Consider the following 23,621-nt stretch of genomic DNA (forward strand, 5'->3'; position numbering starts at 1 on the left):
CAGGCGCGGCGCCTGCCGCGCGAGGTCAACGCGCTGTACACCTGCGGGCCGGCCGGCGGCGGCGGCGTGCGCACGGCGCTGCGCGCGCGGCTGGGCACGGTGTCCTGCCTGCTGGCGCAGCAGAGCGTCGCCACCGGGTGGAAGTGGGCCGAGGAAGAGATCGATAAAGGGGTCGAGAAAGAGGCCGGGAAAGAAGCCGGGGAGCACGCCGCATGAACACACTGCAGACCACGATGCCCGTCACCGTGCCGTTGTACCGCCTGGCGCACGGGCGCACGGGGGACAAGGGCAACCGCTCCAACATCAGCCTCATCGCCTGGAATGCCGCCTGCTGGCCCGTGCTGGTGGAGCAGATCACCGAAGAGCGCGTGGCCGCGCACTTCGCCGCCCGGCGCCCTGCGCGCGTGCAGCGCTTCGTGCTGCAGCGCCTGCAGGCCATGAACTGGGTGCTGGACGCGGTGCTGGACGGCGGCGTCAACGACGCGCTCAACCTCGACAGCCACGGCAAGGCGCTGTCGTACTGGCTGCTGCAGATGCAGGTCCACATACCGGCTTCGCTGCTGCCCCACCTGGCGCCGGAGTAGCCGGCAGGACCCGCCCGTCACACATTCATCACAACAAAGGAGACAGACATGAACCTTTCGCACAACTTCCCCCGCCGCCATGCGCTCGCGCTGGCAGCCTGCGCGCTGGCAGCCGCCACCGCACCGGCGCTGGCCCAGGACTATCCGTCCAAGCCCATCACCTTCGTCGTGCCGTTTGCGGCCGGCAGCGCCACCGACCAGCTGGCACGGGCGCTGGGCCAGGCCGTGACCACGGCGACCAAGCAGGCCGTGGTGGTCGAGAACAAGGGCGGCGCCAGCGGCATGATCGCGGCCCAGCAGGTGGCGCGCTCGGCGGCCGACGGCTACACGGTGCTGATCACCACCAACACCACGCACGCGGCCAACCAGCATCTGTACAAGAAGCTGCCCTATGACGCGGTCAAGGACTTCGCGCCCGTGGCCGGGCTGGGCAAGGGCGGCCAGGTGCTGGTGGTGCGCGCCGATGCGCCGTACAGGAACGTGGGCGACCTGCTGGCGGCGGCGAAGAAGCAGCCGGGCAATCTGTCGTTCGGCAGCGGCAGCTCCTCCAGCCGCGTGGCCGGTGAAATGCTCAAGCAGCTGGCCGGCGTGGACCTGATGCACGTGCCCTACAAGAGCAATCCGCTGGCCATCACCGACCTGCTGGGCGGCCAGATCGACCTGATGATCACCGACACCTCCACCGGCGTGCCCCAGGTCAAGTCGGGCAAGCTGCGCGCCCTGGGCTACTCCACCACCCAGCGCAGCCCGCAGCTGCCCGAGGTGCCCACGCTGGAGGAAGCCGGCGTCAAGGGCTATGACATGGGCTACTGGTTCGCCGCCTATGCGCCGGCCGGCACGCCCGAGGCCGTGGTGGCCCGCCTGAACCGCCTTCTGTCCGACGCCGTGCACAGCGCGGGCGCCAAGTCCTTCTTCGACATGTCCGGCTCCCAGGGCTGGACGGCCACACCGCAGGAACTGGCCGCCTTCCAGGCCGCCGAGACCCAGAAGTGGGGCCAGGTGATCAAGGCCGCCGGCATCCAGCCCGAGTAGGCCGCTCCCCCGCTCTCCCGCTCCCCCGCTCTCCCGTTCCTTTTTTTCCGAACCGCCCTAGGCCGCCGCAATGCACGGCGGCCAGGGCGCAGCCTTGCCTGTGCCATGACCCCAAGGAGACAACATGCACATCAGATCCACCCATCCCCTGGCCCTTGCCCTGGCCGTATCCGGCCTGCTGACCGCCTGCGGCGGCAGTGACTCGCCCGCCGGTTCGCAGGCGCCGCGCATGCAGCTGAGCATCAGCGCCACCGAGGACTTTGCCGGCAGCTACGGCAGTGTCGGCGCCTACGAGAAAGTCACCGGCGTGCTGCGCGGCGAGCTGAACCCGGCCGACCCGAAGAACGCCGTGATCCAGGACCTGGCGCTGGCGCCCGTCAATGCGCGCGGCATGGTCGAGTACAGCACCGACTTCGTCATGCTCAAGCCCAAGGACATGTCCAAGGCCAGCGGCGTGCTGCGCTATGACGCGCCCAACCGCGGCAACATCCTGACCATGCCCAACCCCACGGCCACGCCCGGCGATGCGGTCTACCTGGAGCGCGGCTATGTGCTGCTGTACTCGGCCTGGCAGGGCGATGTGCCCAAGTCCACGCCCGCGCGCCTGACGGTCACCGTGCCCGTGGCCCGCAACAAGGACGGCAGCAGCATCACGGGCAGCTACCGCACCGAACTGGTCCCGGCCGCCGCCGTGCCCTCCATGACCCTGCCCGGCGGCGTGTTCAATGGAAGCATGACCCCCTACGAGCCCGCCAGCCTGGACAACACGCAGGCCGGCTACTCGCTCACGCGCCGCATCAACGAAACCGATGCGCGCCAGACCGTGCCTGCGGGCGACTGGAAGTTCGCCAGCTGCGATGCCGCCGCCAATCCCTTCCCCGGCACACCCAGCGCCACCAATGTCTGCCTGAAGGGCGGGTTCGATCCGCAGTACCTCTACGAGCTGGTCTACGTGGCCAAGGACCCCAAGGTCATGGGCGTGGGCCTGGCGGCGCTGCGCGACACGGTGAGCTTCTTCCGCGCCAAGGCGGCCGATGCCGACGGCAAGGCCAATCCGCTGGCCGGGCGCATCACGCACACCATCGGCCAGGGCACCTCGCAGTCGGGCAATGCCATGAAGACCTTCCTGCACCTGGGCTTCAACCAGGCGCTCGATGGCGGCAAGGTCTTCGACGGCATGTATGCCCATGTGGCCGCGCGCCAGACCAACATCAACACGCGCTTTGCCGTGCCCGGCGGCGGGGGCGGCCTGCGCACCGACCACACGGCCTTCGGCCAGACCGCGCCGCGTGGCCTGGACAAGGACTACAGCGATGAGGTCAGCGGCCGCCAGGGCGGCGTGATGAAGCGCTGCGAAGCCAGCAACACCTGCCCCAAGTTCTTCCTGGGCCTGTCGGGCACGGAGTTCTGGCAGCTGCAGGGCTCGCCCGTGCTGACCGATGCCAACGGCCTGCGCGACATCGCCCAGCCCGCCAATGCGCGCATCTACTACTACGCCAGCACGCAGCACGGCGGCGCAGGCGGCACGGCCAGCATCGGCTATGCGCCCACGCGCAATGTCTATCCGGCCGGCACCGTGGTGCACTTCAACGACACCTTCCGCGCGCTGTTCATCGCGCTGGAGGACTGGGTGGTGCGCGGCACCGAGCCGCCGGCCAGCCAGGTGCCCAGGCTGGCCGACGGCACCCTGGTGCGGCCCGACAAGCTGGTCTTTCCCGCCATGAAGGGCCTGGGCTGGAGCGTGGGCGGCGTGCAGACCGCCATCCCCGAGTTCCGCTACCTGGCGCGCCACAACGGCTTTGCGCTGCTCGACTTCGGCCCGCAATACGTGCCGCAGGACGAAAGCGGCATCGCCACGCTGCAGCCGCCGCGCGCCACGGGCAAGGACTACGCCATCCTCGTGCCCCAGGTCGATGCGGCCACCGGCCTCACGCGCGCCGGCATCCGCAGCGTGGAGGCGCGGGCACCGCTGGGCACCAGCATGGAGTTCAACTACGTGGCCACGCCGGGCATCGTGGACCTGTCCAACCTCACGGGCAGCTTCATCCCCTTCCACAAGACGCGCGCGGCGCGGCTGGCGGCCGGTGACGGGCGGCCGTCACTGGAGGAGCTGTATGTCGACCAGGCCGGCTACGTGAGCGCCGTCACGGCGGCGGCCCAGGACCTGGTGCGCCAGCGCCTGCTGCTGCAGCGCGACGCGGACGCGCAGATCACCGCCGCGCGTGCGGCGGCGGTGCTGCCTTGAGCCTGCGCTGAACGCCGGCCTCAGACGGCCTGGCCGCGAAAGCGCATGGCCGCCTGGCGCGAGACCTCGGCCAGCAGCTGCTCGCTGCGCTGGCGCTCGCGCAGCCAGCGGGCATCGTTGCTGCCGGCGGCCACGTCGCTGCGCAGCAGGTGCAGGGCGGGCGCGGCGCCATGGCGGGCCGCGTAGTCGGCCACGGCATCCATGGTCTTGAGGATGTGGTCGGCCAGCGGCATGTGCTCGCCCGTGGCCGGGTCCACGTACACGGCCTCCAGGCCGAAGCGGCAGGCCTGGAAGCGGTTGTAGGTGTAGACCAGGTAGTCGTCCTCCACGGGCGTGAAGGGCTGGGTGTCCATGAACCAGGCGGCCAGCGCCTGCACATAGCCGGACAGGGCGGCTGCGCGCTCGATGGTCAGCGGCGTGTCGAACACGCGGATCTCGATGGTGCCGAACTCCGGCTTGGGCCGGATGTCCCAGTAGAAGTCCTTCATGCTCTTGACCACGCCCGTGCGCGTCATCTTGTCGAAGTACTGCTCGAACTCGCTCCAGTGCAGCACGCAGGGCGCGCGGCCCGACAGCGGAAAGGCGAACACCGAGTTCAGCCGCGCCGAGTCGAAGGCCGTGTCGTGGCCCTGCACGTAGGGGCTGGAGGCCGACAGCGCAATGAAGTGCGGGATGTAGCGCGACATGCGGTGCAGCATCAGCAGCGCCGCGTCGGCGTCGGGGCAGCCGATGTGCACGTGCTGGCCGAAGATGGTGAACTGCTTGGACAGGTAGCCGTACAGCTGCGACAGCTCCTGGAAGCGCGGCTTGTCGTAGATGCGCCGCTCATGCCACTGCTGGAAGGGGTGGGTGCCGCCGCCCACCACGGCGATGTTGAGCTTGTCGGCGCTTTTGACCAGCGCATCGCGGATCTGGCTGAGCTGGCCCAGCACCTCCGAGGCCGAATGGCAGACGCTGGTGGAGATCTCGATCATGCTGTTCGTCATCTCGGGCACCACGCTGCCGGGCAGCGGGTTCTTGAGCATGAGGCGCAGCATGTCCTCGGCGTAGGGGGCCAGGTCGTAGTCGTGGGTGTTGACCAGCTGCAGTTCCAGCTCCACGCCCAGGGTCAGCGGTTCGGACGAGTTGAAGGCTTCAAGACTCACGTTCATCTCCTGCGGTGTTCGAGCGGCTCAGCGGCTTCCAGGGACGGGAGCTTTCGCCGGAGCGGTAGATGGCCACGGTGGCCAGGGCGGCGCCCAGCACCTCCATCACCAAAATGGTGGGCAGGGCCACGCCTGCGATCTGCGCGCCCAGCTCGGGCGCGGCGGCCACGAACTGCGAGGCGATCAGCAGCGCCACCGATGACATGGGCGCCATGGCGCAGCCCACCCAGAAGGCCTGGCGCCAGTTGGCGCCCGTGCCCACATTGCCCACGGCCACGCCCAGGGTCTTGGCGACCAGGCGCGCCAGGATCACGGCGCCCACCACGCCCGCCACCGGCGCGCTCCAGTCGGCCTGTGCGGCCACGGTGGAGACCAGCACGAACATCAGCATGGTCAGCAGCGAGGCCGCCGTGCCCAGCTGGCGCGGCCAGGCCCAGGGGCGCGGGTTGAACTGCTTGAGCAGGATGCCGCCCAGCAGCGCCGCCAGCGGCGCCGAGCCGCCCAGGTACGAGGTCAGCGGCACGCTGGCCGAAATCAGGGTGAGAAAGAGGATGGAGGTGTTCTCGCTGGCCGGGCTCATGAAGCGCAGCGCCAGGCGCATCAGCACGGCCAGCACCAGGGCCACGGCCACCGAGACGCCCAGCACCACCAGCACCGGCATGATCGAGGCCACGAAGCCCGCCTTGGGCTGCGTCAGCATGCCCGCCTTGGCGCTGCCCAGGGCCAGCGCATACAGCGTGGACAGGGTGGACAGCACCAGGCCGCGATCGGTCACGGCGCCTGCGGCACGCATGTCGGCCACCACGCGCGTCAGCACCAGGGGCGAGGCCGCCATGGCCACCAGGGCCAGCGGCCCGGCCACTTCGGGGGCCATGCCCAGCCAGCCCAGCACCAGGGAGACCAGCACGTAGGTCAGCGCGGACTCGGCCACGCTTTGCACCAGCACCATGGGGTTGTGGCGGAACCAGCGCAGCGTGATGCGCCCGCCGCATTCGAACAGCACGATGGCCACGCCCAGCTCCAGCAGGAACAGCCCCGTGCCCTGCAGCGGCCAGGTGGTGTTGGCCCCAAAGCCGATCAACCCGGCAATGCCGCCGACCAGCGAGTAGCCGACGACCTTGGGCAGGGCGGCATGGCGCTGGCAGGCATAGCCGACCATGGTGGCCACGGCCAGCAGCAGGGACCACTGAACCGTGGCCAGCCCGGCCGAAGGCCGCAGCCACGGTTCCCAGAAGCTCAGCATGTCATTCATCAGCGACGTCCTTTGCGCGAGCCAGTGGCCCGCAAGCGAAGCTCCGCAAGGCCTTCCCTGCGGCGCGGGCAAGCCCGCGTCCCGTGCGCCTGGCACGGGGACACTTCGTTGGCGATCCACTGGCGTGCCTGCCAGGCTGCAAGGCCGGGCGGGCACGCCAGCACGTGGGTTCCGCGTGGTTCCCGAGGTCCCGCAGGCTCAGGGGCGGAAGAAACTCAGCGGCGCTGTGCGCAGACGGCGGCGGATGGCCGAATAGATGCGCGAGCGGTCGACTCCGCTGACATTGTGTGCCCTCAGCGCAACGCGGAATGCCAGATAAAAGCTGACAGTGACGTTCAACGCGCCATTGATGGGCAGTAGGGCAATCGCCCACCAGAACATGTCGGAGTGCAGAACCTCCCAGCCCAGGGCGGCCATGGCGGCCCCGATCTGGCCGGCCGACAGCGTGACGTGGCGCACCTCCAGCCCCAGGCCGAAGAAGGCCGCAAAGGCCGGCACCAGGCCCAGCATCATGCCCAGCGAGACATTGGCGGCAAAGCCCGAGATGTTCTTGCGCCAGAAATGCGCCCAGCGATCCGCGCGCCCGGCGCCCAGCCAGCGCGTGATGCCGGGGTTGTAGCGGATCACCGAGTCCAGCCGGCGCAGCACGAACCAGTTCTCGGCCCAGCCCGCGATCAGGCTGCTGGCAAACAGCAGCACGCCCGTGAAGGCAGCGAACAGCGGCGACAGGCCCAGCAGGCTCAGCGAATCGAGCACGGCAATCGCATGCGGCTCGTCGATGGGCGTGTGGCCGAACAGCTGCGCATAGCCCAGCGACAGCAGCAGCACCATGGGCAGCACCACCAGCACGTTGCCCAGCACGGCCGCCACCTGGGAGCGCACCAGGTGCGCGACCTCGTCCACGAATTCCTCGATGGCCTCGCTGGCGCGCAGGTCCTTGAGCTTGGCGGCCATGGCCGGCGCTGTCATGGCCGGCTGCTTGGTGGCCACCGTGAAGTGCAGCAGCTGGATCAGCACGAAGCTGATGGAGTAGTTGATGCCCGCGGCCAGCCCGCCCCAGAAAGCCGACAGCCCCAGCGCGTAGAGCGCGAACTTGAGCAGCGTGGTGAAGGCCATCACGAAGCCGCCGCCGGCGGCCTTGGTCACCATGGACAGGTACTCGCGGCCCGTGCGCGTGATGTAGTGCTCGCCGGTCTCGGCGCTGCGCTCGGCCACCTTGGCGGCCAGCAGCGAGGTATTGGTGGACAGCAGCGCGCGCAGGCTGCGCCGCTCGATGCCCACGGACACCAGGTTGGCCAGCAGGTCGGCCGTCTCGGTGGCGCGGTTGTCGGCCAGCAGGCAGTCGAGCAGGCGCCTGACGCGCAGGATGCGCGCGCGCAGCTGGCGAAGGCGAAACACCAGGCCCACCGAAATGCCTTCGGACTCGAAATGCGCGTACACCGATGTCACGGCCGCGCGGCAGGCATCCAGGCGCTCGCGCAGCCGGGCCTCGGCCGCGTCGCGCCGGTCGTTGGTGCGCAGCGCGTGCAGCACCTCCACGCGCAGGCTTTCCGCATCGTGGATCAGGGCGTGGAAGGGCTGGTCGTCGCGCGCCTGCTCGTCCATGCGCAGGCGCAGCTCGGGCGAGAAGCCCGTGGACAGGATCTGTCCCGTGCAATAGGTGATGGAGCCCAGCAGGCTGTTCTGCCAGAAGCTGCTGCCCTGGCCCTCGCTGCCATCGGTCAGCAGTACGGCGATGCGCTCGAGCAGGGCCGCGTCCAGCGCGTGCAGCCAGCGCGCGTCGAATTCGTCGGGCATGGCCAGCATGAACAGCTCGGAGGCATCCACCGTCTCCGGCGTGCTGGGCAGCAGCTTGTAGCGCACGCGCTCGGACAGCTCGCTGAACATGTTGGTGCGCGGCGCAAAGCCGAAATCGGCCAGCAGCGCCGTGATGTCCACGGTATCGATGAAGCGCAGCCACCACGCATGCAGGCGCTGGCGCACGGCCGGATCGGCCTCCACGGCCTCCACCAGCAACTGCACACGCTGCACGGCGCCGTCCACCGACGGCTTGGGCGCGCGCACCCACTCCAGCAGGTGGATCAGCCAGATGTGGCGGTGCGCGAGGTCGGCCTCGGGGTCGAGTGCGGCCAGAAGGCCGGGCAGGTCTTGGGTGATTCGCTTCATGTAGGGGTCTTGCGGCAGGGCGGAAGACTAGCGCCTCCCCCGAGGAACGCGCTCAGTGCAGCACGCGGTTGTCAGGGTCCGGAAAGCTGTCGCCGCCAGCGCCCGACTGCAGATGAAAGCGCGGGATGGGGCACTCGAAGACTTCGCCCTCGTGGCTGATGCACAGATAGCTGCCCTGCATGCTGCCGTTGGGCGTGCGCAGCTGGCAGCCGCTGGTGTACTCGAAGGTCTCGCCGGGCTGCAGCAGCGGCTGGCGGCCGATCACCCCCAGGCCCTTGACCTCTTCGACATGGCCCAGTTCGTTGGTGATGATCCAGTGGCGCGCGATCAACTGGCCCGGCACCTGGCCGGTATTGGTCACGGTGATCGTGTAGGAGAAGGCGTACACGCCTGCCGCTGGAGCGGATTGCTCTGGCAAAAAGGCGGGGCGGACCTGGACCTGGAACTCGTTCATGGGCATGGCGGCAATGGTAACTGCCCGCAATGTACCGGCTTGCGAACGTCCCCACGCGCCGCCACCCATGGCTTTGTGCCGTCGCTGGTGCCGGTATGGGCTAGCTGCGACAATCGCAGGCCATGAGCCCCACCTACCGCATCGCCCCCTCCATCCTGTCTGCCGACTTCGCCCGTCTGGGTGACGAGGTCAAGAATGTGATCGCCTCCGGCGCCGACTGGATCCACTTCGACGTGATGGACAACCACTACGTGCCCAACCTCACGTTCGGTCCCATGATCTGCGAGGCTCTGAAGCCCCATGCGAAGACGCCCGACGGCCAGCCCGTGCCCGTCGACGTGCACCTGATGGTCACGCCCGTGGACGAACTGGCCACGGCCTTCGCCAAGGCCGGCGCCGACTACATCAGCTTCCACCCCGATGCCACGGCCCACGTGCACCGCAGCATCCAGAACATCCGTGCCCAGGGCGCCAAGCCGGGCCTGGTGTTCAACCCGGCCGCCTCGCTGGACGTGCTGGACTGGGTCATCGACGACATCGACCTCATCTTGCTGATGAGCGTGAACCCCGGCTTCGGCGGCCAGAGCTTCATCGACAGCACGCTGCGCAAGATCGAGGCCGCGCGCAAGCGCATCGAGGCCAGCGGCCGCGACATCCGCCTGGAGGTGGACGGCGGCATCAAGGAAACCAACATCCGCCGCGTGGCCGATGCCGGTGCCGACACCTTCGTGGCGGGCAGCGCCATCTTCGGCAAGCCCGACTACAAGGCCGTGATCGACGCCATGCGCGGCGCCCTGGCGGCCTGAGCTTCGGCTTGCCTCCAGCAACGAAAAGGGCCCGCGAATTGCGGGCCCTTTTTTTGCTGCGTTGAGTTGCGTTGAGTTGGATTCTGCGCAGCGCAGGCCGCAGCGACGCGGCCCCTTCAGCCGCCTCGCTCGTGCTCTGCGGGCATGACGAAGATGCTGCGGCCCTGCGTGTCGAAACCGGGCGGCGCAAAGCGCGCCACCGGCACATGGCTGTGCCGGATGGAGCTGACCTTCCACGCGAATGTCCTGCCCTTGCTGGTGAAATTGAGGGTTTCGCCGCAGGTGACGTTGATGGGCGTCTTCTGCGACAGATCGACGCTACGGTAGGAGCCTGCAGGCGCGGGCGAGCCGTAATGCGATTGACCGTTGGGAAAAGTGTCCGCATGGGCCATTGGGCAGGCAAGAAAAATGCCTGCGATATACAGGGCATTGATATTTTTCATGAAATGCTCCTTGGCGGAAATGGGATTTTCAATTCAAACGGAACATGGATGGATGGCAGGCCGTGGCAATGGTTTGGTGAATGCGGAAAAAGGGCATTGCCCGGCCTGCCGCCAGCGGTTTTGCAACGCTGGCTGGAATAATCCCGGAAAGGAAATCAGAAACTGTGGCGTATGCCCACTTCCGCACCCGTTGACGTGCCCTTGGGAGCAAGCCCCGGTGCACCGCCCGACAGGGCGAAATTCGCATTGCCCTTGTTGGATATGCGGGCCACGGTTCCATACAAGGCCGTGCGGCGCGACAGATCATGCACATAGCCGATGGCATATTTGTTCGCATCGCTGTCATTGAATGCCACCGGACCCTTGCGCGAATCGGTACGCACATAGGAGGCGCGGAGATGGCCGCTGCCCACGGGAACCGTCATGCCCAGCAGCCAGCGGTCCTCGGAGCCCAGGGTGCTGCTGCCGTAGGTGCCGAAAGGCAGGTCCTCCCGCTGGAAGTGGCCCATGAGCTTGGCGAAACCGAAATCGTACGAGGCGCCCGCGCCATACTGCTTGAACTTGGTGCCGGCGGCGCCGATGTCGGTCGCGCCATAGGAAAGCGACAGGCTCAATGGACCGTTTTCGTAGTGCACCCGGCCTGCCACGTGGCGGCCCACGTTGCTCGATGGGTTCTCGTCCATGGCGTACATGAATTCCGCACGCAGGCCCCAGAGGCTGGGCGAGAGGTACTGGATCGCGTTGTCCCGGCGGTAGTAGGACGGTGAGAAGCCGTCCGGCATGCGGCTTGTCACGGCCGAACCCGCCAGTCCGATCACGCCGAACGGATCGTATTTGTAGGTATGTGCCGAAGCCGGCGAAAGGTCGCGGCCCAGGCGCACTTCGCCGAAACCTCCCGACAGGCTCACGGTGGAACGGCGCTGGAAGAACTTGCCCGTGGAGCTGAACGTGCCCGTGTCGGCATTGACATCCGACTCCAGCCAGAACCCGGCCCTCAGTCCGCCGCCCAGATCCTCGTCGCCGCGAAATCCCAGCCGCCCGGAGGCCAGGCCGCTGTTGTTCATGGTCAGGTTGCCAGGCAGGTCGCTGTTCCTCACGTAGCGCGCATTGACGTCTACGATGCCGAACAGGGTGATGGATGACTGGGCGCTGGCCGCCAGCGAAATGACGGGCAATGCTGCCGCCAATATGCGATTGAATTTCATGCCTGATCCTTGTATTGAATGGTGGATTCCATGCGCATCCATTTTCAAAACGGATGCTGTGGTAAATACTAGAATCCGCAGGCGATCGCATTCGGTCTTGAAAAGAAATGGGCAGGGCATGGCAAGCCATTCACAGGCTTTTCGTGCAAAACCTGTTCCACCCCGCCAACACCAGACGGGAGGGGCTGCCATTCATGACAGTTACCTTTCTTCAAAATGTCTTGAATGTCACTTTGCTGTCGGGTGGATGGATGTTGGGCATTGATAGCATTCAGGGGATTGACTCCGGTGAAATAAAAATAATCCGTGTCGTATCTCTGATGCGGCTGTGGGTGGGTATTGAAAGATAGGCGGGGGGGACAGAAAATGCGTCGCGAGGATGTCAAGCTGAGGATGCTGGCAAGAAGAGGGGACACGGGGGCCAGGCTTCAGCTCGGGGAGGCCTATCTGGCAGGGGGTCCGGGCGTGCCAAGAAGCATTTCCGTGGGGCTCGGCTACCTGCAGGCCGCACTGCCCCAGGCCAGGCGCCAGGCCTCGGTCTGCATGGCCCTGCATCTGCCGCTGAGGCAGTTGCTGGAGCACGGGCTGCTGGAGCCTTTGAGGATCGCTGCGCAGTACGAGGATGTCGGGCGCCAGAAGCTCGCCGCATGGCATCTCATCCGGGGGGAACTCGATCTGGCGCTGGAATGCCTGGGCCGGTGCAGCGCTTCCCTTCCGTGCCACGGGGCAGGCGGCGCATCCGCGCTCACCTGCGGCGAGCTGCTGCAGGTCCTGCAGATCCTGCGCGCCGTACAGCCGCAGGACATTGCCGAGGTCATGGCCAGCGAAGCCCGCCAGGCCATGGCCATGGGCCAGTCGCCACGCGCAGTGCAGATGCTGGAGCTCCTGGGCGATCTGCCCCATGCCGCTGCCTGTCCCGCCATACAGCAGTTGATCGCCGACCTGGTTCACCAGGCGGAGGTGGCAGGCCATGGCCTGGGGCGGCTGGCGGTGGGCTGGATAGAAAGCAGCCTGGAGCGCTGCGCCGCCGATGGCGACCTGCGCGCCTGCCATGCGCTGGGGCGGGCGCTTTCCGGCCAGTCCTGCGCGCACCTTGCGCCAGACAACCTCGTGCACGCGCAGAACCTGCGCAAGGCGGCAGCCCTGCTGCTGCGCGCCGCCGATGGCGGCATCGCCGTCGCCTGGCTGCACCTGTTTCGCCTGTGTTCCGACTACCGCAGTTCGGTGGCCAATCCCACGCTGGCGCGCTTTTGCCTGGAGAAGGCGGCGCGGCACGGCCTGGCGGAGGCCCAGCGCCGCCTGGGTGCGCTGGTGCTGCGTGACGCCACACGCATCGAATCCATGGAGCAGGGCGTGGCCCTGCTCCATGCCGCGGCGGCCAAGGACGACGAGCAGGCCGGGCTGCTGCTGCGCTCATTGCTGCTGCCCGTGGACGGGGGCGACGAGGAGGCGCTCACGGCCATCGAGGCGGTGCGGCCCGATGCGCCGCGGCTGGCCATGCGACTGCGCCTGGCGCGGGCGTTCGGGCTCACCAAGCAGGAGGCGCTGTCGGTCGATCCCTTGACCGCCATGCGGCCCTGGGGCCTGGTGGTGGGCCACAACCCCTTTGTGGCAAAGGCTCGGCTGTGCGAGCCCCGAGCCGTGCCCGCGACCACGCCCGAGGCCCGCTGCTGCCTGGAGCAGGCCGCTTTCCTGTTCTCGGCGCAGCGCCAGGAATCCCTGGTACCGGAAGGATCGCTGCGGGCACGTTCGCTGCAGTTGCGGCGCTTGTTCCACCGGCTGCAGATCAGCGAGACGGTCTTTTTCGCCTCCGCCTCCTCCCGGCAGCGCGAGGCCATCCGCGTCGGCACGAAATGGGCGCGACGGCAGCAGCAGATGCTCAGGCAGGTGCTGGCCTGAGCCTTGCCGTGCGGTCAAAGGAGCGAGCATGAAAGTCCTGATCGTGGACGCCCACCCGCCGTCGGCGCAGTACCTGTGCCAGGGCCTGTGCCAGGACGGGTTCAACGTGGACGTCGCGCATGACGGCCGGCAGGGCCGCGACATGGCACTGAGCCGTGCCTACAGCCTGGTGGTGCTGGATCTGGACCTGCCCGGGTTGAGCGGGCGAGAGGTCCTGCAGGCCCTGCGCCGGGCCACAAGCACCCCCGCCATCGTGGTTGCCGCAAACGACAGCCTGGAGGACCAGGTGTTCTGCCTGCAGCACGGCGCGGACGACTACCTGGTCAAGCCCATCAGGCTGCCGGTGTTCCTGGCCCGCGCAAGGCTGCGCATGCGCGGGTCCGCCGGGCGGGAGGGCATGCGCCTGACTTTGGCGGATCTGGTGCTGGACCTGTCCAAGAAGCGGGTCGAACGCGCCGGTCGCCGGCTGGACCTGACCCGGCAGGAGTTCGCCGTCCTGTGGCTGCTGCTGCAGCGCCAGGGCGATGTGGTCTCGCGCGCCGAATTGGTGGAGCAGGTCTGGAGCCTGCCCGTGGATGCCCTGAACAACGCCGTGGACGTGGCGGTGTGCAGGCTGCGCAGCAAGCTCGACGATCCCTATGCGGTCAAGCTGCTGCACACGGTGCGGGGCATGGGCTATATGCTGGCGCTGCGGACAGATTCCCCGTGACCGCAGCCTTGCCTACCCCAGCCACTGCCGGATGCGCCCCGCCAGCGCCTGGGCGCTGATGCCGTAGCGCTCATGCAGCGTGGGCAAGGCGCCCGCGTCGAGGAAGGCGTCCGGCAGGCCCGCCAGCCGAAAGCGCGCGGGCCGCACATCGCGCTCCAGCAGAGCGCCGGCCACGGCCTCGCCCAGGCCGCCCACCACCGAATGGTTCTCCGCCACCACCACCAGGCGCGGCCCGCTGGCCACGGCCTGCACGATGGCCTGCACATCCAGCGGCTTGATGGTGGCGCAGTGCAGCACGGCGGCGCCTACGTTGTCGGCGGCCAGCAGCTGGGCGGCCTCCAGCGCGCGCATGGTCATGAAGCCGCTGCAGATGATGAGCACCTCGCGGCCCTCGCGCAGCATCTTGGCCTTGCCCAGCTCGAACCGGTAGTCGTACTCGTCCAGCACCAGCGGCACGTTGCCGCGCAGCAGCCGCATGTAGACGGGGCCGCGGTGCGCCGCGATCTGCGGCACGGCCTGGGTGATGTCCAGCGCATCGCAGGGATCGACGATGGTCAGCCCCGGCACGGCCCGCATCATGGCCAGGTCGTCCGTGGCCTGGTGGCTGGGGCCGTAGCCCGTGGTCAGGCCGGGCAGGGCGCAGCAGATCTTGACGTCCAGGTTGTCCTCGGCAATCACCTGGTGGATGAAGTCGTAGGCGCGGCGCGTGCCGAAGACGGCATAGGTGGTGGCAAACGGCGTCAGCCCCTCCTTGGCCATGCCGCCGGCGGCGGCCATGAGCAACTGCTCGGCCATGCCCATCTGGAAGAAGCGCTCGGGGTGGGCCTGGGCGAACAGGTGCAGGTCGGTGTACTTGGCCAGGTCGGCGGTCAGGCCGACCACGTCGGGGCGGCTGGCGGCCAGCTCCACCAGGGCCTTGCCGAAAGGCGCGGCCTGCACGCGCTGGCCTTCGGCGGCGATGGAGGCGATCATGGCCGAGGTGGTCGGCCGGGGCTTGGGGGTGGCAAGAGGCATGTTCATGGCAGGGCGGGCTCCAGGGGTTGCGATGCGTCCAGGAGGGCAATGGCCTGCTGCCACTCGGGCGGATCGACGCGGATGAAATGGTTCTTCTCGCGCTGCTCCAGGAAGGGCACGCCCTTGCCCATCAGCGTGTCGCAGAGGATGACGCGGGGCCGGTCCTCGGCCAGCGCCCGCGCCGCGTCGAAGGCTTGCACCACCTGGGCCAGGTCGTTGCCGTCCACGCGCTGCACATGCCAGCCGAAGGCGGCCCATTTGTCGGCCAGCGGCTCGAAGCCCAGCATGCGCGTGGAGGGGCCGTCGGCTTGCTGGTTGTTCACGTCCACCAGGCAGATCAGCCGGCCCAGGCCGTGGTGGGCAGCGGACAGCGCGGCCTCCCAGGTCGAGCCCTCGTCCAGCTCGCCGTCGGACATGGAGTTGTAGACAAAGGCATCGCTGCCCTTGTGGCGCAGCGCCAGCGCCATGCCCACGGCGATCGGCAGGCCCTGGCCCAGCGAGCCGCCCGAAATCTCCATGCCCGGCGTATAGCTGGCCATGCCCGACATGGGCAGGCGGCTGTCATCGCTGCCATAGGTCTGGAGTTCCTCGTCGGACAGGATGCCCGCCTCGGCCAGGGCCGCGTAGAAGGTGATGGCGTAGTGGCCGTGCGAGAGCAGGAAGCGGTCGCGGCCCTCCCACCCGGGCTCATCGGGCCGCAGCCGCAGTGCGTCGCCATAGGCCACGGCCAGCACATCGGCCCAGCCCAGGGCCTGGCCTATGTAGCCCTGGCCCTGCACCTCGCCCATTTGCAGGGCGCGGCGGCGTATGCGCCAGGCACAGGCCGCGAGCCGGTCCAGGCGCTGTTGCAGTTCTTGGTTCATGCATCGTCTCCTAGAGATGGAAAGGCGCGCGGCTCAGCGCAGGATGCTGGCCGGCACATAGGACACCAGCGCCAGCACCGCCAGCGCCACCAGGTAGAAGGGAATCAGCTCGCGCACGGTCTGGCCCACCTTGACCCGGGCCAGCGAGCTCGTGATGAACAGCGTCGTGCCCACGGGCGGCGTGTACAGCCCCAGGGCCAGGTTCACGACCATCATGATTCCCAGCTGGGTCATGTCCATGCCGATGCTCTGGGCCAGCGGCACGAACACCGGCGTGAGCAGCAGCACGGCGGCCGGCAGGTCGATGAACATGCCGATGAAGAGCATCAGCAGGTTCATCAGCACGATCACCAGCCAGGCCGAATGCACATGCGACTGCACCCACTGGACGATGCCGTCGGGCATGCGGTCGAAGGTCAGCAGCCAGCCGATGGCCGCCGAAGCCATGATCACCAGCAGCACCACGCCCGTGGCCAGGCCCGCATGCACCACCGCATCGTTGAGCCGGCGCCAGCCCAGGTCGCGGTACACCACGGCCGACACCAGGCCCGCATACAGCGTGGACAGCACGGCCACCTCGGTGGGCGTGGCGATGCCCAAGCGCAGGAACACGATGATCAGCACCGGCAGCAGCAGGGCCGGGCTGGCGTACAGCAGGTGGCGCCGGAAGGCGGGCCAGGCGAAGGGCGTGGTGTCGCGCGTAAAGCCGCGCCTGCGGCCCACCCACCAGCACACGCCCATGAAGCCCGCGCACATCAGCAGCCCCGGCACGATGCCCGCCACGAACAGCGCCGCAATCGATGCATTGGCGCTGAGCGCGAACAGGATCATGGGGATCGACGGCGGGATCAGGATGTCGATGGTGGCCGCCGCCGCCAGCGTGGCCGCCGAGAACGCGGGCGGGTAGCCCAGCCGCCTGTGCCACGGGATCATCAGCGATCCGATGGCCGAGGCGTCGGCCACGGCCGAGCCCGACACCCCGCCGAACAGCGTGGACGACATCACCCCCACCTGGGCCGGCCCGCCGTGAAAGCGCCCTATCAGCGCCGACAGCACGCCCACCAGGGCCTCGCCCAGGCGCCCGCCCATCATCAGCGAGCCGGTGAGCATGAAGAACGGGATGGCGATCAGCGGAAAGCTCTGCACCTGGGCCACCATCTGCTGCACCAGCAGGTCCAGCGGCACGCGGTCCGAGGTGGCCGCCGCCGCCATGGCGCCCATGAGCAGCGCGTGCGCAATGGGCATGGCGATCACGGCGCCCGCCATGAAGACGAAAAGCATGATGAAGGACATGGCACCCTCCCTTCACCAGTGCGCGCCGGCCACGGGCCGGGCCGGTTCGGCAGACGCACCAGCCGCACCGGCCTGCGCGGATACCCGGTCCCTGCCCGCCACGCAGGCGCGCCAGGCCGACTGCAGGGCCAGCAGGGCCAGCAAGGCCATGCCCACCATCACGCAGCCATAGGTCAGCGAGCCGGGAATGCCCAGGATCTGGCTGCGCTCGTCATGCACGATCTCCAGCATGTTCAGCGTGGACCAGGCCAGCGTGGCGTACAGGGCGGCCACGGCCAGCCAGCCCAGCACGGCCGTGGCGCGCCGCACGCGGGCAGGCAGCGCCTCGACCAGAAAGCTCGTGGTGATGTGGGCGCCATGGGCGGCGGCCAGCACCACGCCCGACATCACCAGCCAGGGAAACAGCAGCTCGGGCACCTCGTTGGCCCACTGCAGGCTGGTGCCGCTGGCATAGCGCAGGGCGGTGTTGCACACCAGGATCACGAAGATCACCAGGGTGCTGGCCCACAGCACGGCGCGGCACAGGCCCGTGACCAGGCGTTCGATGAGGTTCATGGATGGCTCCCTGCGCTTGACTGCGCGCCTGCGGCCTTGACGACCTTGGCGATATAGGGGCCCGCAGGGCTGGCCAGCCACTTGTCCTGCACCTTGGCCGTGGCCTGGGCGAAGGCCCGCGCGTCGATGGTGCTCACCTCCACGCCCTTGGCGCGGATGTCGTCCAGCAGCTTGTCGTCGGCCTCGCGCGCCAGCTGGCGCTGGTAGGCCGTGGCCTCCTGCGCGGCCTCGGCCAGCAGCGTGCGGTCGGCGGCCGGCAGCCGGTCCCAGCTACGCTTGCCCATGATCAGCGGCGTCATCTGGAACATGTGGCCCGTCAGCGCCAGGTGCTTTTGCACCTCGTACAGCTTGCTGGCGTGGAAGTTGGCCAGCGGGTTTTCCTGGCCGTCGACCACGCCCTGCTGCAGGGCCACGTACAGCTCGGCGAACTTGATCTGCTGGGCCTCGGCGCCCAGGGCCTGGATGATGTCCACCAGCACCGCGTCGGGCGGCGTGCGCATCTTCAGGCCCTTGAGATCGTCCACGCTGCGCAGGGGCCGCTTGCTGTTGGTCATGTGGCGTATGCCGTTGTCCCAGTAGCCCAGCACCACCATGCCCTTGGCGGCCGATTTGTCGGCCAGCTCCCGGCCCAGCGGCCCGTCCAGCAGCTGGAAGGCCCGGGCCGTCGTGGCGAAGAGAAACGGCATGCCATAGGCCGCGTACTCGGGCACGGCCGCGGCCACCGCGCCCTGGGAATTGGCCGACAGGTCCAGCGCGCCCGTGCGCAGGGCCGTGACCATGGCCGCGTCGTCGCCCAGCTGGGCCGAGGGGGCGACCTGCACCTCGATGCGGCCCGCGCTGCGTGCCTTCACCAGCTCGGCGAACTTCAGCGATGCGAGGTGGCGCGGATTGTCGGGCGCGGCGCCGTGCCCCAGCGTGAGCTTGACGGCCTGGGCACAGGCCAGGGCCGGCAGCAGCAGGGCGCAGGCGGCCAGGGCGGCGCGATGGAAAAGCGTGCTTTGCATGGTCTTGTCTCCTTTGCTTGGGTTGTGTGCGGCCATGCAGGCCATGGCCAGGCGCGCGGGGCTCAGTGGATGAGCATCCCGCCGTTCACATCGAGCGTGATGCCCGTGCAATAGGCGGCCAGGTCGCTGGCCAGGAATACGCAGGCGCCGGCCACATCGTCGGCGCGGCCCAGGCGGGCCAGCGGAATCGTGGCGGAGATCTCGCGCTTGCGCTCGGGGCCGAGCTTGCCCTGGGTGATGTCCGTCTCGATCAGGCCCGGCGTGACGCAGTTGATGCGTATGCCATCGCCGCCGAACTCGCGCGCCATGGCGCGGGCCAGCCCCAGCACGCCGGCCTTGGCGGCCGAGTAGTGCGGACCGCCGAAGATGCCGCCGCCGCGCTGGGCCGAGACGGAAGAAATGCAGACGATGGCGCCCGCTTGCTGCCTGCGCATGGCCGGCAGCACGGCCTGGGACATGTACAGCGTGCCGCGCAGGCTCACGTCGAGCACGCGGTCGTAGTCGGCCCCGCCGATCTCCAGCGTGCCCACGGCCTGCGTGATGCCCGCGTTGTTGACCAGCGCGTCGATGCGGCCGAAGGCGCGCAGTACGGCGGCGGCCGCCGCCTCGCACGAGGGCTTGTCCGTCACGTCGGCCACCAGCCCCAGGTGCCCTTCGCCCAGCCGCGCGGCCGCGCCGGCCGGATCGGCCCGCTCCAGGTCGAGGATGGCCACGCGGGCCCCCTGGGCGACCATCTGGCGCGCCGTGGCAAAACCGAGTCCGTTGATCCCTGCTCCGCCGGTGATGATGGCGACCCTGTCCTTGAGCAGCATGTGCCTGTCTCCGCTGTAGTGGTGGTGGATGCAGCCATCTTGGGCTGTCACGAGCATGAAGACAAACGATGTTTCATCAGCCTAAGATGACAGTTCTTCAGCTCACGTACGGGGTCTCCCGGGGTCTGCCTGTGAGCTGCCCGCGTCTTCGAGGAACTTGCCATGGCATCCATTCCCAGCAGTGCCCACCTGCAGGCCTTCGAGGCCGTGGCGCGCCGGCGCAGCTTCGCGCTGGCCGCCTCCGAGCTGCACCTGACGGCCTCGGCCGTCAGCCACCAGGTGGCCAAGCTGGAGGCGCAGCTGGGCGTGCGCCTGTTCGAGCGCAGCGCGCATGGCGTGCGCCTGAGCCGCCCGGGGCAGGCCTACCTGGAGCGCGTGGGCGGCGCGCTGGCGGCCATCGTTTCGGCCACCGAGGACCTGCGCCACAGCATGAGCAACAGCCTCTACGTGCACTGCGCGCCCAGCATCGCCAGCCTCTGGCTCATGCCCCGGCTGCGGGACTTCGCACGGGCCTGCCCGCACATTGCGCTGAACCTGTCGGCTGCGCATTCGCACAGCGACTTCGCGCTGGGCCAGGCCGATATCGACATCCGCTACGGCATTGCGCAGTGGCCGGAGCTGGAGGTGGAGCCACTGTTCGAGGAGCACATCCTGCCGCTGGCCAGCCCCGCGTTCGTGGCCGAGCATGGGCTGCAGCGCGTGCAGCAGTTGCTGCACGTGCCGCTGATCCAGAGCAACGTCAGCATCGTCCAGTGGTCGGACTGGTTCCAGGCGTTCTCGCAGCTGCGCGCGCCAGAGCGCTTTGCCGTGCGCTTCGACCGCGCCCAGATGTCGCTGGACGCGGCCACGCAGGGCCTGGGCGTGGCGCTGGAAAGCGCCATGAACGCGGGCGGCCACATTGCCGACGGCCGGCTGGTGGCCCCCTTCGGCATGGACCGGGCCCTGCGCGTCAAGGCCCACTTTGCCGTCTACCCCGCGCGCAACGCCCGGCGCCCCGCCGTGGCGGCCTTCCTGGCCTGGCTGCATGCCGAGGCCGCCCGCACCGAGCAGCAGCCCTGCCGCCAGTGCCCGGAATGAGTTGGCGGCCGGACCGGGAAAAGGGGCCGGACAGATATTCCCGCATCCGGCGGAAAAGGCCTGCGATGCAATTTTTCTATGAATGATCGAGTGCGCGGCAAATGGTTTTATTGCCCCCTGTTTTCGGCGAATGACGACGCGATTGCCAGCAGGGATTGGCAATAATTCCGGACAGCCATATACACAGGGAGTGCCACGCTGAAATGGCCAAATCAGCAAGACGCCGATTTATCGGACTGATCACGGTGAGCTACGGATTGCTCGCATTCGCCTGGATCATTCTGTCCGACAAGCTGTTGTTCGCGTTGGCAGGCAGTGCGGATATCGGCTGGCTTTCCGTCGCCAAGGGGCTGTTCTTTGTGCTGGCCACGGACTTCCTGCTGTTCTTCGCGCTGTGCTCGGTGCCGGCCGCGCACAGCGGCGGCGCCTCCGCCATCACCCAGGAAATGGGGCCGCGCCGTTTCCCGGTCTGGGCCTCCTATCTGTTTGCCCTGGCCATGAGCCTGGCCGTGCTGGCCGCCAGCAGCACGCTGGCCAGCCATTTCGGTGAACGCTCGCTGCTGCTGCTGTTCATGCTGCCCGTGCTGGTCAGTGCGCTGATCGGCGGCCTGGGGCCGGGCCTGCTGGCCACGGCCTTTGCGGCCTACAGCCTGGACCAGACGGACGGCGTCGCCGTGCGCGACTGGGCGCAATGGGGGGTGGTGGCCGTCAACGGCCTGGCCGTGAGCGTGCTGGCCGAGACGCTGCAGCGCTCGCTGCGCAAGGCCAACATGCAGCGGCAACTGCTGGACTCGGTGATCTCCGGCACCTCGGACGCCGTGTTCGTGAAGGACCTGCGCGGGCGCTATCTGCTGGTCAACCGGGCCGCCGCCAGCCTGGTGGGCCGGCAGGCCGAAGACATCGTGGGCAAGGACGACTTCGCGCTCTTTCCCTTCGGCATCGCCAGCGCCATCCGCAGGAAGGACCAGGCGGTGCTGCGACAGGAGGTGGCCACGCATGAGGAGCAGCTGACGGTGGAGCCGGGCAGGACGCTGGACCTCCTGGTCACCAAGGGGCCGGTGCGCAATACGGCAGGCCACATCGCAGGCCTGTTCGGCATCTCCCGGGACATCACCGAGCGCAAGCGCTTCGAACGCGAGCTGGCCCAGGCCGCCGTGGTGTTCGACAGCAGCCACCAGGGCATCATGGTGGTCGATCCGGCGCGGCGCATCACGCGCGTCAACCCGGCCTTCACCCGCATCACCGGCTATGCGCCCGAGGAGGTGATCGGCCAGACGCCGCGCGTGCTGTCCTCGGGCCTGCACGGGCCGGAGTTCTACCGGCAGATCTGGGCCTGCATCGCGCGCGACGGCTTCTGGCACGGCGAGATCTGGAACCGCCGCAAATCGGGCGAGATCTTCGCCGAGATGCTGTCCATCTCCGCTGCGCAGGGTGCCGGCGGCGAGATCGAGCACTACATCGGCGTCTTCACCGACATCAGCCACATCAAGGCCCATGAGGCCGAGCTCGACCGCGTCACCCACTACGACCTGCTGACCGGACTGCCCAACCGCCGCCTGCTGGTCGAGCGCCTCAACCAGGCCATGCTGCGCACGGCGCGCGAGGGCCGCTCCCTGGCCGTGTGCTTCCTGGACCTGGACGGCTTCAAGGAAATCAACGACCTGCACGGCGCGGCCGCAGGCGATGCGCTGCTGGTGGGCGTGGCCGAGCACCTCAAGAGCGTGCTGCGCTCCGAGGACACGCTGGCCCGGCTCGGTGGCGACGAGTTCGTGCTGCTGCTGTCGCAGATCGGCTCGGTCGAGCACTGCACCTCCATCCTCGACCGGGTGCTGGAGGCGGCCAGCCGTCCCGTGCCCGTGCAGGACCGGGTGTTGTCCGTGACCGCCAGCGTGGGTGTCAGCCTCTACCCCGACGACCAGGCCGACCCCGACCTGCTGCTGCGCCATGCCGACCAGGCCATGTGCGTGGCCAAGCAGGCCGGGCGCAACCGCTACCAGCTGTTCGATCCGGAAAACGACCGCAAGGCCCATGCGCGCCGCCTGCAGCTGGGCTGGCTGCGCCGTGCGCTGGAGCAGGGCGAATTCCTGCTGCACTACCAACCCAAGGTGGAGCTGGGTGGCGGCAGGCTGGTGGGCGCCGAGGCCCTGCTGCGCTGGCACGACCCGCGCCAGGGCCTGCGCTCGCCGGCCGAGTTCCTGCCCTTCATCGCGGGCAGCGACCTGGAGCGACCGCTGGGCGACTGGGTCATCGGCGAGGCCGTGGCCCAGGCGGCACGCTGGCTCGACCAGGGCCTGGACCTGTGCGTGAGCATCAACGTCAGCGCCAACCAGCTTCTGGATGGCGGCTTCCACGCCACCATGGCCCAGGTGCTGGCCCGGCATCCCGAACTGCCGCCGCACCTGATCGAGCTGGAAATCCTGGAAAGCGCCGCCATTGCCGACATGGAGCAGGCCATCCAGGTGATGGGGCAGTGCCGGCAGCTGGGCATACGCTTTGCGCTGGACGACTTCGGCACCGGCTACTCCTCGCTCACCTACCTGCGCAAGCTGCCCGTGCAGTCGCTGAAGATCGACCAGAGCTTTGTGCGCGACATGCTGGCCGACCCGGACGACCTGGGCATCGTCGAAGGCGTGATCCAGCTGGCCAGCACCTTCAAGCTCGAATCCGTGGCCGAAGGCGTAGAAACCCCCAGGCATGCGCGCCGCCTGCGCGAAATGGGCTGCCACGTGGCCCAGGGCTACGGCATCGCCCGGCCCATGCCCGCCGACCAGCTGCCCGCCTGGGCCGCGCGCTGGCAGGCCGGGGACAACTGGCTGGCGCATGGGCGGCATATGCCGTCCGAGGCCTGAGCTTCGCGCCACCGCGCCACCGCGCCACCGCGCCACCGCGCCCTCGCAGGCTATGTCAGCTCGGCCGGTCGGGTCTCCTGCGCACTGCGGCTGGGCAGGATGATGGTGAAGATGGCGCCGCCTGCCGGGCCGTTGCCGGCCACGATGGTGCCGTCCATGGCGTCGATGATCTTGCGGCAGATGGCCAGCCCCAGGCCCGTGCCGCCCGAGCCGT

Annotated in this window: 21 protein-coding genes and 1 pseudogene; 9 read left to right on the forward strand and 13 right to left on the reverse strand. The window is 68.5% G+C overall.

The features are described 5' to 3' along the window. From PO605_RS29880 to PO605_RS29895, 4 genes and pseudogenes are all read left to right on the forward strand, one after another. A pseudogene (locus tag PO605_RS29880) lies at positions 1–216 on the forward strand (acyclic terpene utilization AtuA family protein); the annotation flags it as partial. Further along, complete coding sequence (locus tag PO605_RS29885) at positions 213–584, forward strand: AtuA-related protein (RefSeq protein ID WP_016450609.1); 372 nt, start codon at positions 213–215, stop codon at positions 582–584. The pseudogene PO605_RS29880 and the gene PO605_RS29885, both read left to right, overlap by 4 nt. Positions 585–632: 48 nt before the next feature. Then, entirely contained in the window at positions 633–1,616 is a 984-nt protein-coding gene (locus PO605_RS29890; protein ID WP_047468948.1) for a Bug family tripartite tricarboxylate transporter substrate binding protein, read from the forward strand. 124 nt (positions 1,617–1,740) lie between these two features. Further along, positions 1,741–3,861: an alpha/beta hydrolase domain-containing protein gene (locus PO605_RS29895; protein WP_047468952.1), complete on the forward strand. Its 2,121-nt coding sequence runs from the start codon at positions 1,741–1,743 to the stop codon at positions 3,859–3,861. A gap of 20 nt (positions 3,862–3,881) precedes the next feature. Here the strand turns inward: PO605_RS29895 and PO605_RS29900 are convergent, their stop codons facing one another. The 4 genes from PO605_RS29900 to apaG all read right to left on the reverse strand — a co-directional run bounded on the left by PO605_RS29900 (position 3,882) and on the right by apaG (position 8,884). Continuing rightward, positions 3,882–5,006: a YbdK family carboxylate-amine ligase gene (locus PO605_RS29900; protein WP_013804717.1), complete on the reverse strand. Its 1,125-nt coding sequence runs from the start codon at positions 5,004–5,006 to the stop codon at positions 3,882–3,884. Beyond that, positions 4,996–6,258, reverse strand: a complete 1,263-nt coding sequence (locus tag PO605_RS29905) for a cation:proton antiporter (protein ID WP_016450606.1) — start codon at positions 6,256–6,258, stop codon at positions 4,996–4,998. The genes PO605_RS29900 and PO605_RS29905 overlap by 11 nt, the downstream gene beginning before the upstream one ends. A 198-nt stretch (positions 6,259–6,456) precedes the next feature. Beyond that, positions 6,457–8,424, reverse strand: coding sequence for a site-specific recombinase (locus PO605_RS29910; RefSeq protein WP_047470065.1), 1,968 nt, complete (start codon positions 8,422–8,424; stop codon positions 6,457–6,459). A 52-nt stretch (positions 8,425–8,476) separates the two neighbouring features. Further along, entirely contained in the window at positions 8,477–8,884 is a 408-nt protein-coding gene (apaG, locus tag PO605_RS29915; RefSeq protein ID WP_034367895.1) for a Co2+/Mg2+ efflux protein ApaG, read from the reverse strand. A 116-nt stretch (positions 8,885–9,000) separates the two neighbouring features. On the opposite strand from apaG, the gene rpe reads away from it, so the two are divergent. Beyond that, entirely contained in the window at positions 9,001–9,684 is a 684-nt protein-coding gene (rpe, locus tag PO605_RS29920) for a ribulose-phosphate 3-epimerase (protein WP_016450603.1), read from the forward strand. 116 nt (positions 9,685–9,800) lie between these two features. Here the strand turns inward: rpe and PO605_RS29925 are convergent, their stop codons facing one another. Continuing rightward, on the reverse strand, positions 9,801–10,127 hold the full coding sequence (locus PO605_RS29925; RefSeq protein WP_043790802.1) for a CzcE family metal-binding protein: 327 nt from the start codon (positions 10,125–10,127) through the stop codon (positions 9,801–9,803). A gap of 155 nt (positions 10,128–10,282) precedes the next feature. Beyond that, positions 10,283–11,332 (reverse strand): porin, encoded by a 1,050-nt coding sequence (locus PO605_RS29930; RefSeq protein ID WP_047470068.1) that lies wholly within the window; start codon positions 11,330–11,332, stop codon positions 10,283–10,285. A 483-nt stretch (positions 11,333–11,815) separates the two neighbouring features. Between PO605_RS29930 and PO605_RS29935 the strand changes: the two genes are divergently transcribed. Beyond that, the gene (locus tag PO605_RS29935) at positions 11,816–13,231 is read left to right on the forward strand and encodes a hypothetical protein (RefSeq protein ID WP_272207303.1); all 1,416 of its coding nucleotides are present in this window, start codon (positions 11,816–11,818) and stop codon (positions 13,229–13,231) included. A gap of 28 nt (positions 13,232–13,259) precedes the next feature. Continuing rightward, positions 13,260–13,940, forward strand: coding sequence for a winged helix-turn-helix domain-containing protein (locus tag PO605_RS29940; protein ID WP_016450599.1), 681 nt, complete (start codon positions 13,260–13,262; stop codon positions 13,938–13,940). Between the two features lie 12 nt (positions 13,941–13,952). Here PO605_RS29940 and PO605_RS29945 read toward each other — a convergent pair whose 3' ends face one another. The 6 genes from PO605_RS29945 to PO605_RS29970 all read right to left on the reverse strand — a co-directional run bounded on the left by PO605_RS29945 (position 13,953) and on the right by PO605_RS29970 (position 19,481). Then, positions 13,953–14,960 carry a transketolase family protein gene (locus PO605_RS29945; protein ID WP_047327989.1) on the reverse strand — a complete coding sequence of 336 codons (1,008 nt, stop codon included), beginning with the start codon at positions 14,958–14,960 and terminating at the stop codon, positions 13,953–13,955. Next, positions 14,957–15,817 (reverse strand): transketolase, encoded by an 861-nt coding sequence (locus PO605_RS29950; protein ID WP_047473000.1) that lies wholly within the window; start codon positions 15,815–15,817, stop codon positions 14,957–14,959. The genes PO605_RS29945 and PO605_RS29950 overlap by 4 nt, the downstream gene beginning before the upstream one ends. 33 nt (positions 15,818–15,850) lie before the next feature. Then, entirely contained in the window at positions 15,851–17,110 is a 1,260-nt protein-coding gene (locus PO605_RS29955) for a TRAP transporter large permease (RefSeq protein ID WP_047472999.1), read from the reverse strand. A 12-nt stretch (positions 17,111–17,122) separates the two neighbouring features. Then, complete coding sequence (locus tag PO605_RS29960; RefSeq protein ID WP_016450595.1) at positions 17,123–17,665, reverse strand: TRAP transporter small permease; 543 nt, start codon at positions 17,663–17,665, stop codon at positions 17,123–17,125. Beyond that, on the reverse strand, positions 17,662–18,669 hold the full coding sequence (locus PO605_RS29965; protein WP_026062634.1) for a TRAP transporter substrate-binding protein: 1,008 nt from the start codon (positions 18,667–18,669) through the stop codon (positions 17,662–17,664). The genes PO605_RS29960 and PO605_RS29965 overlap by 4 nt, the downstream gene beginning before the upstream one ends. A gap of 62 nt (positions 18,670–18,731) precedes the next feature. Then, positions 18,732–19,481 carry an SDR family NAD(P)-dependent oxidoreductase gene (locus PO605_RS29970; protein WP_272207306.1) on the reverse strand — a complete coding sequence of 250 codons (750 nt, stop codon included), beginning with the start codon at positions 19,479–19,481 and terminating at the stop codon, positions 18,732–18,734. 162 nt (positions 19,482–19,643) lie between these two features. On the opposite strand from PO605_RS29970, the gene PO605_RS29975 reads away from it, so the two are divergent. Further along, a complete protein-coding gene (locus PO605_RS29975; protein WP_016450592.1) occupies positions 19,644–20,558 on the forward strand; it encodes a LysR substrate-binding domain-containing protein in 915 nt (304 codons plus the stop codon). A 257-nt stretch (positions 20,559–20,815) separates the two neighbouring features. After that, positions 20,816–23,407, forward strand: a complete 2,592-nt coding sequence (locus PO605_RS29980) for a putative bifunctional diguanylate cyclase/phosphodiesterase (RefSeq protein WP_272207304.1) — start codon at positions 20,816–20,818, stop codon at positions 23,405–23,407. Between the two features lie 50 nt (positions 23,408–23,457). Here the strand turns inward: PO605_RS29980 and PO605_RS29985 are convergent. Beyond that, the coding region (locus tag PO605_RS29985; protein ID WP_272207307.1) for an ATP-binding protein at positions 23,458–23,621 on the reverse strand (164 nt) is incomplete at its 5' end.

The sequence above is a fragment of the Delftia sp. DT-2 genome (assembly GCF_028401915.1).
Taxonomy (GTDB): domain Bacteria; phylum Pseudomonadota; class Gammaproteobacteria; order Burkholderiales; family Burkholderiaceae_C; genus Comamonas; species Comamonas tsuruhatensis.

Excerpts from the sequence above, each read along its gene's own strand:
- PO605_RS29945 (WP_047327989.1), bottom strand. The coding sequence starts at position 14,960 with ATGAACATGCCTCTTGCCACCCCCAAGCCCCGGCCGACCACCTCGGCC.
- apaG (WP_034367895.1), bottom strand. The coding sequence starts at position 8,884 with ATGCCCATGAACGAGTTCCAGGTCCAGGTCCGCCCCGCCTTTTTGCCA.
- PO605_RS29975 (WP_016450592.1), top strand. The coding sequence starts at position 19,644 with ATGGCATCCATTCCCAGCAGTGCCCACCTGCAGGCCTTCGAGGCCGTG.
- rpe (WP_016450603.1), top strand. The coding sequence starts at position 9,001 with ATGAGCCCCACCTACCGCATCGCCCCCTCCATCCTGTCTGCCGACTTC.
- PO605_RS29955 (WP_047472999.1), bottom strand. The coding sequence starts at position 17,110 with ATGTCCTTCATCATGCTTTTCGTCTTCATGGCGGGCGCCGTGATCGCC.
- PO605_RS29905 (WP_016450606.1), bottom strand. The coding sequence starts at position 6,258 with ATGAATGACATGCTGAGCTTCTGGGAACCGTGGCTGCGGCCTTCGGCC.
- PO605_RS29910 (WP_047470065.1), bottom strand. The coding sequence starts at position 8,424 with ATGAAGCGAATCACCCAAGACCTGCCCGGCCTTCTGGCCGCACTCGAC.
- PO605_RS29885 (WP_016450609.1), top strand. The coding sequence starts at position 213 with ATGAACACACTGCAGACCACGATGCCCGTCACCGTGCCGTTGTACCGC.
- PO605_RS29970 (WP_272207306.1), bottom strand. The coding sequence starts at position 19,481 with ATGCTGCTCAAGGACAGGGTCGCCATCATCACCGGCGGAGCAGGGATC.
- PO605_RS29940 (WP_016450599.1), top strand. The coding sequence starts at position 13,260 with ATGAAAGTCCTGATCGTGGACGCCCACCCGCCGTCGGCGCAGTACCTG.
- PO605_RS29890 (WP_047468948.1), top strand. The coding sequence starts at position 633 with ATGAACCTTTCGCACAACTTCCCCCGCCGCCATGCGCTCGCGCTGGCA.
- PO605_RS29960 (WP_016450595.1), bottom strand. The coding sequence starts at position 17,665 with ATGAACCTCATCGAACGCCTGGTCACGGGCCTGTGCCGCGCCGTGCTG.
- PO605_RS29895 (WP_047468952.1), top strand. The coding sequence starts at position 1,741 with ATGCACATCAGATCCACCCATCCCCTGGCCCTTGCCCTGGCCGTATCC.
- PO605_RS29965 (WP_026062634.1), bottom strand. The coding sequence starts at position 18,669 with ATGCAAAGCACGCTTTTCCATCGCGCCGCCCTGGCCGCCTGCGCCCTG.
- PO605_RS29925 (WP_043790802.1), bottom strand. The coding sequence starts at position 10,127 with ATGAAAAATATCAATGCCCTGTATATCGCAGGCATTTTTCTTGCCTGC.
- PO605_RS29950 (WP_047473000.1), bottom strand. The coding sequence starts at position 15,817 with ATGAACCAAGAACTGCAACAGCGCCTGGACCGGCTCGCGGCCTGTGCC.
- PO605_RS29930 (WP_047470068.1), bottom strand. The coding sequence starts at position 11,332 with ATGAAATTCAATCGCATATTGGCGGCAGCATTGCCCGTCATTTCGCTG.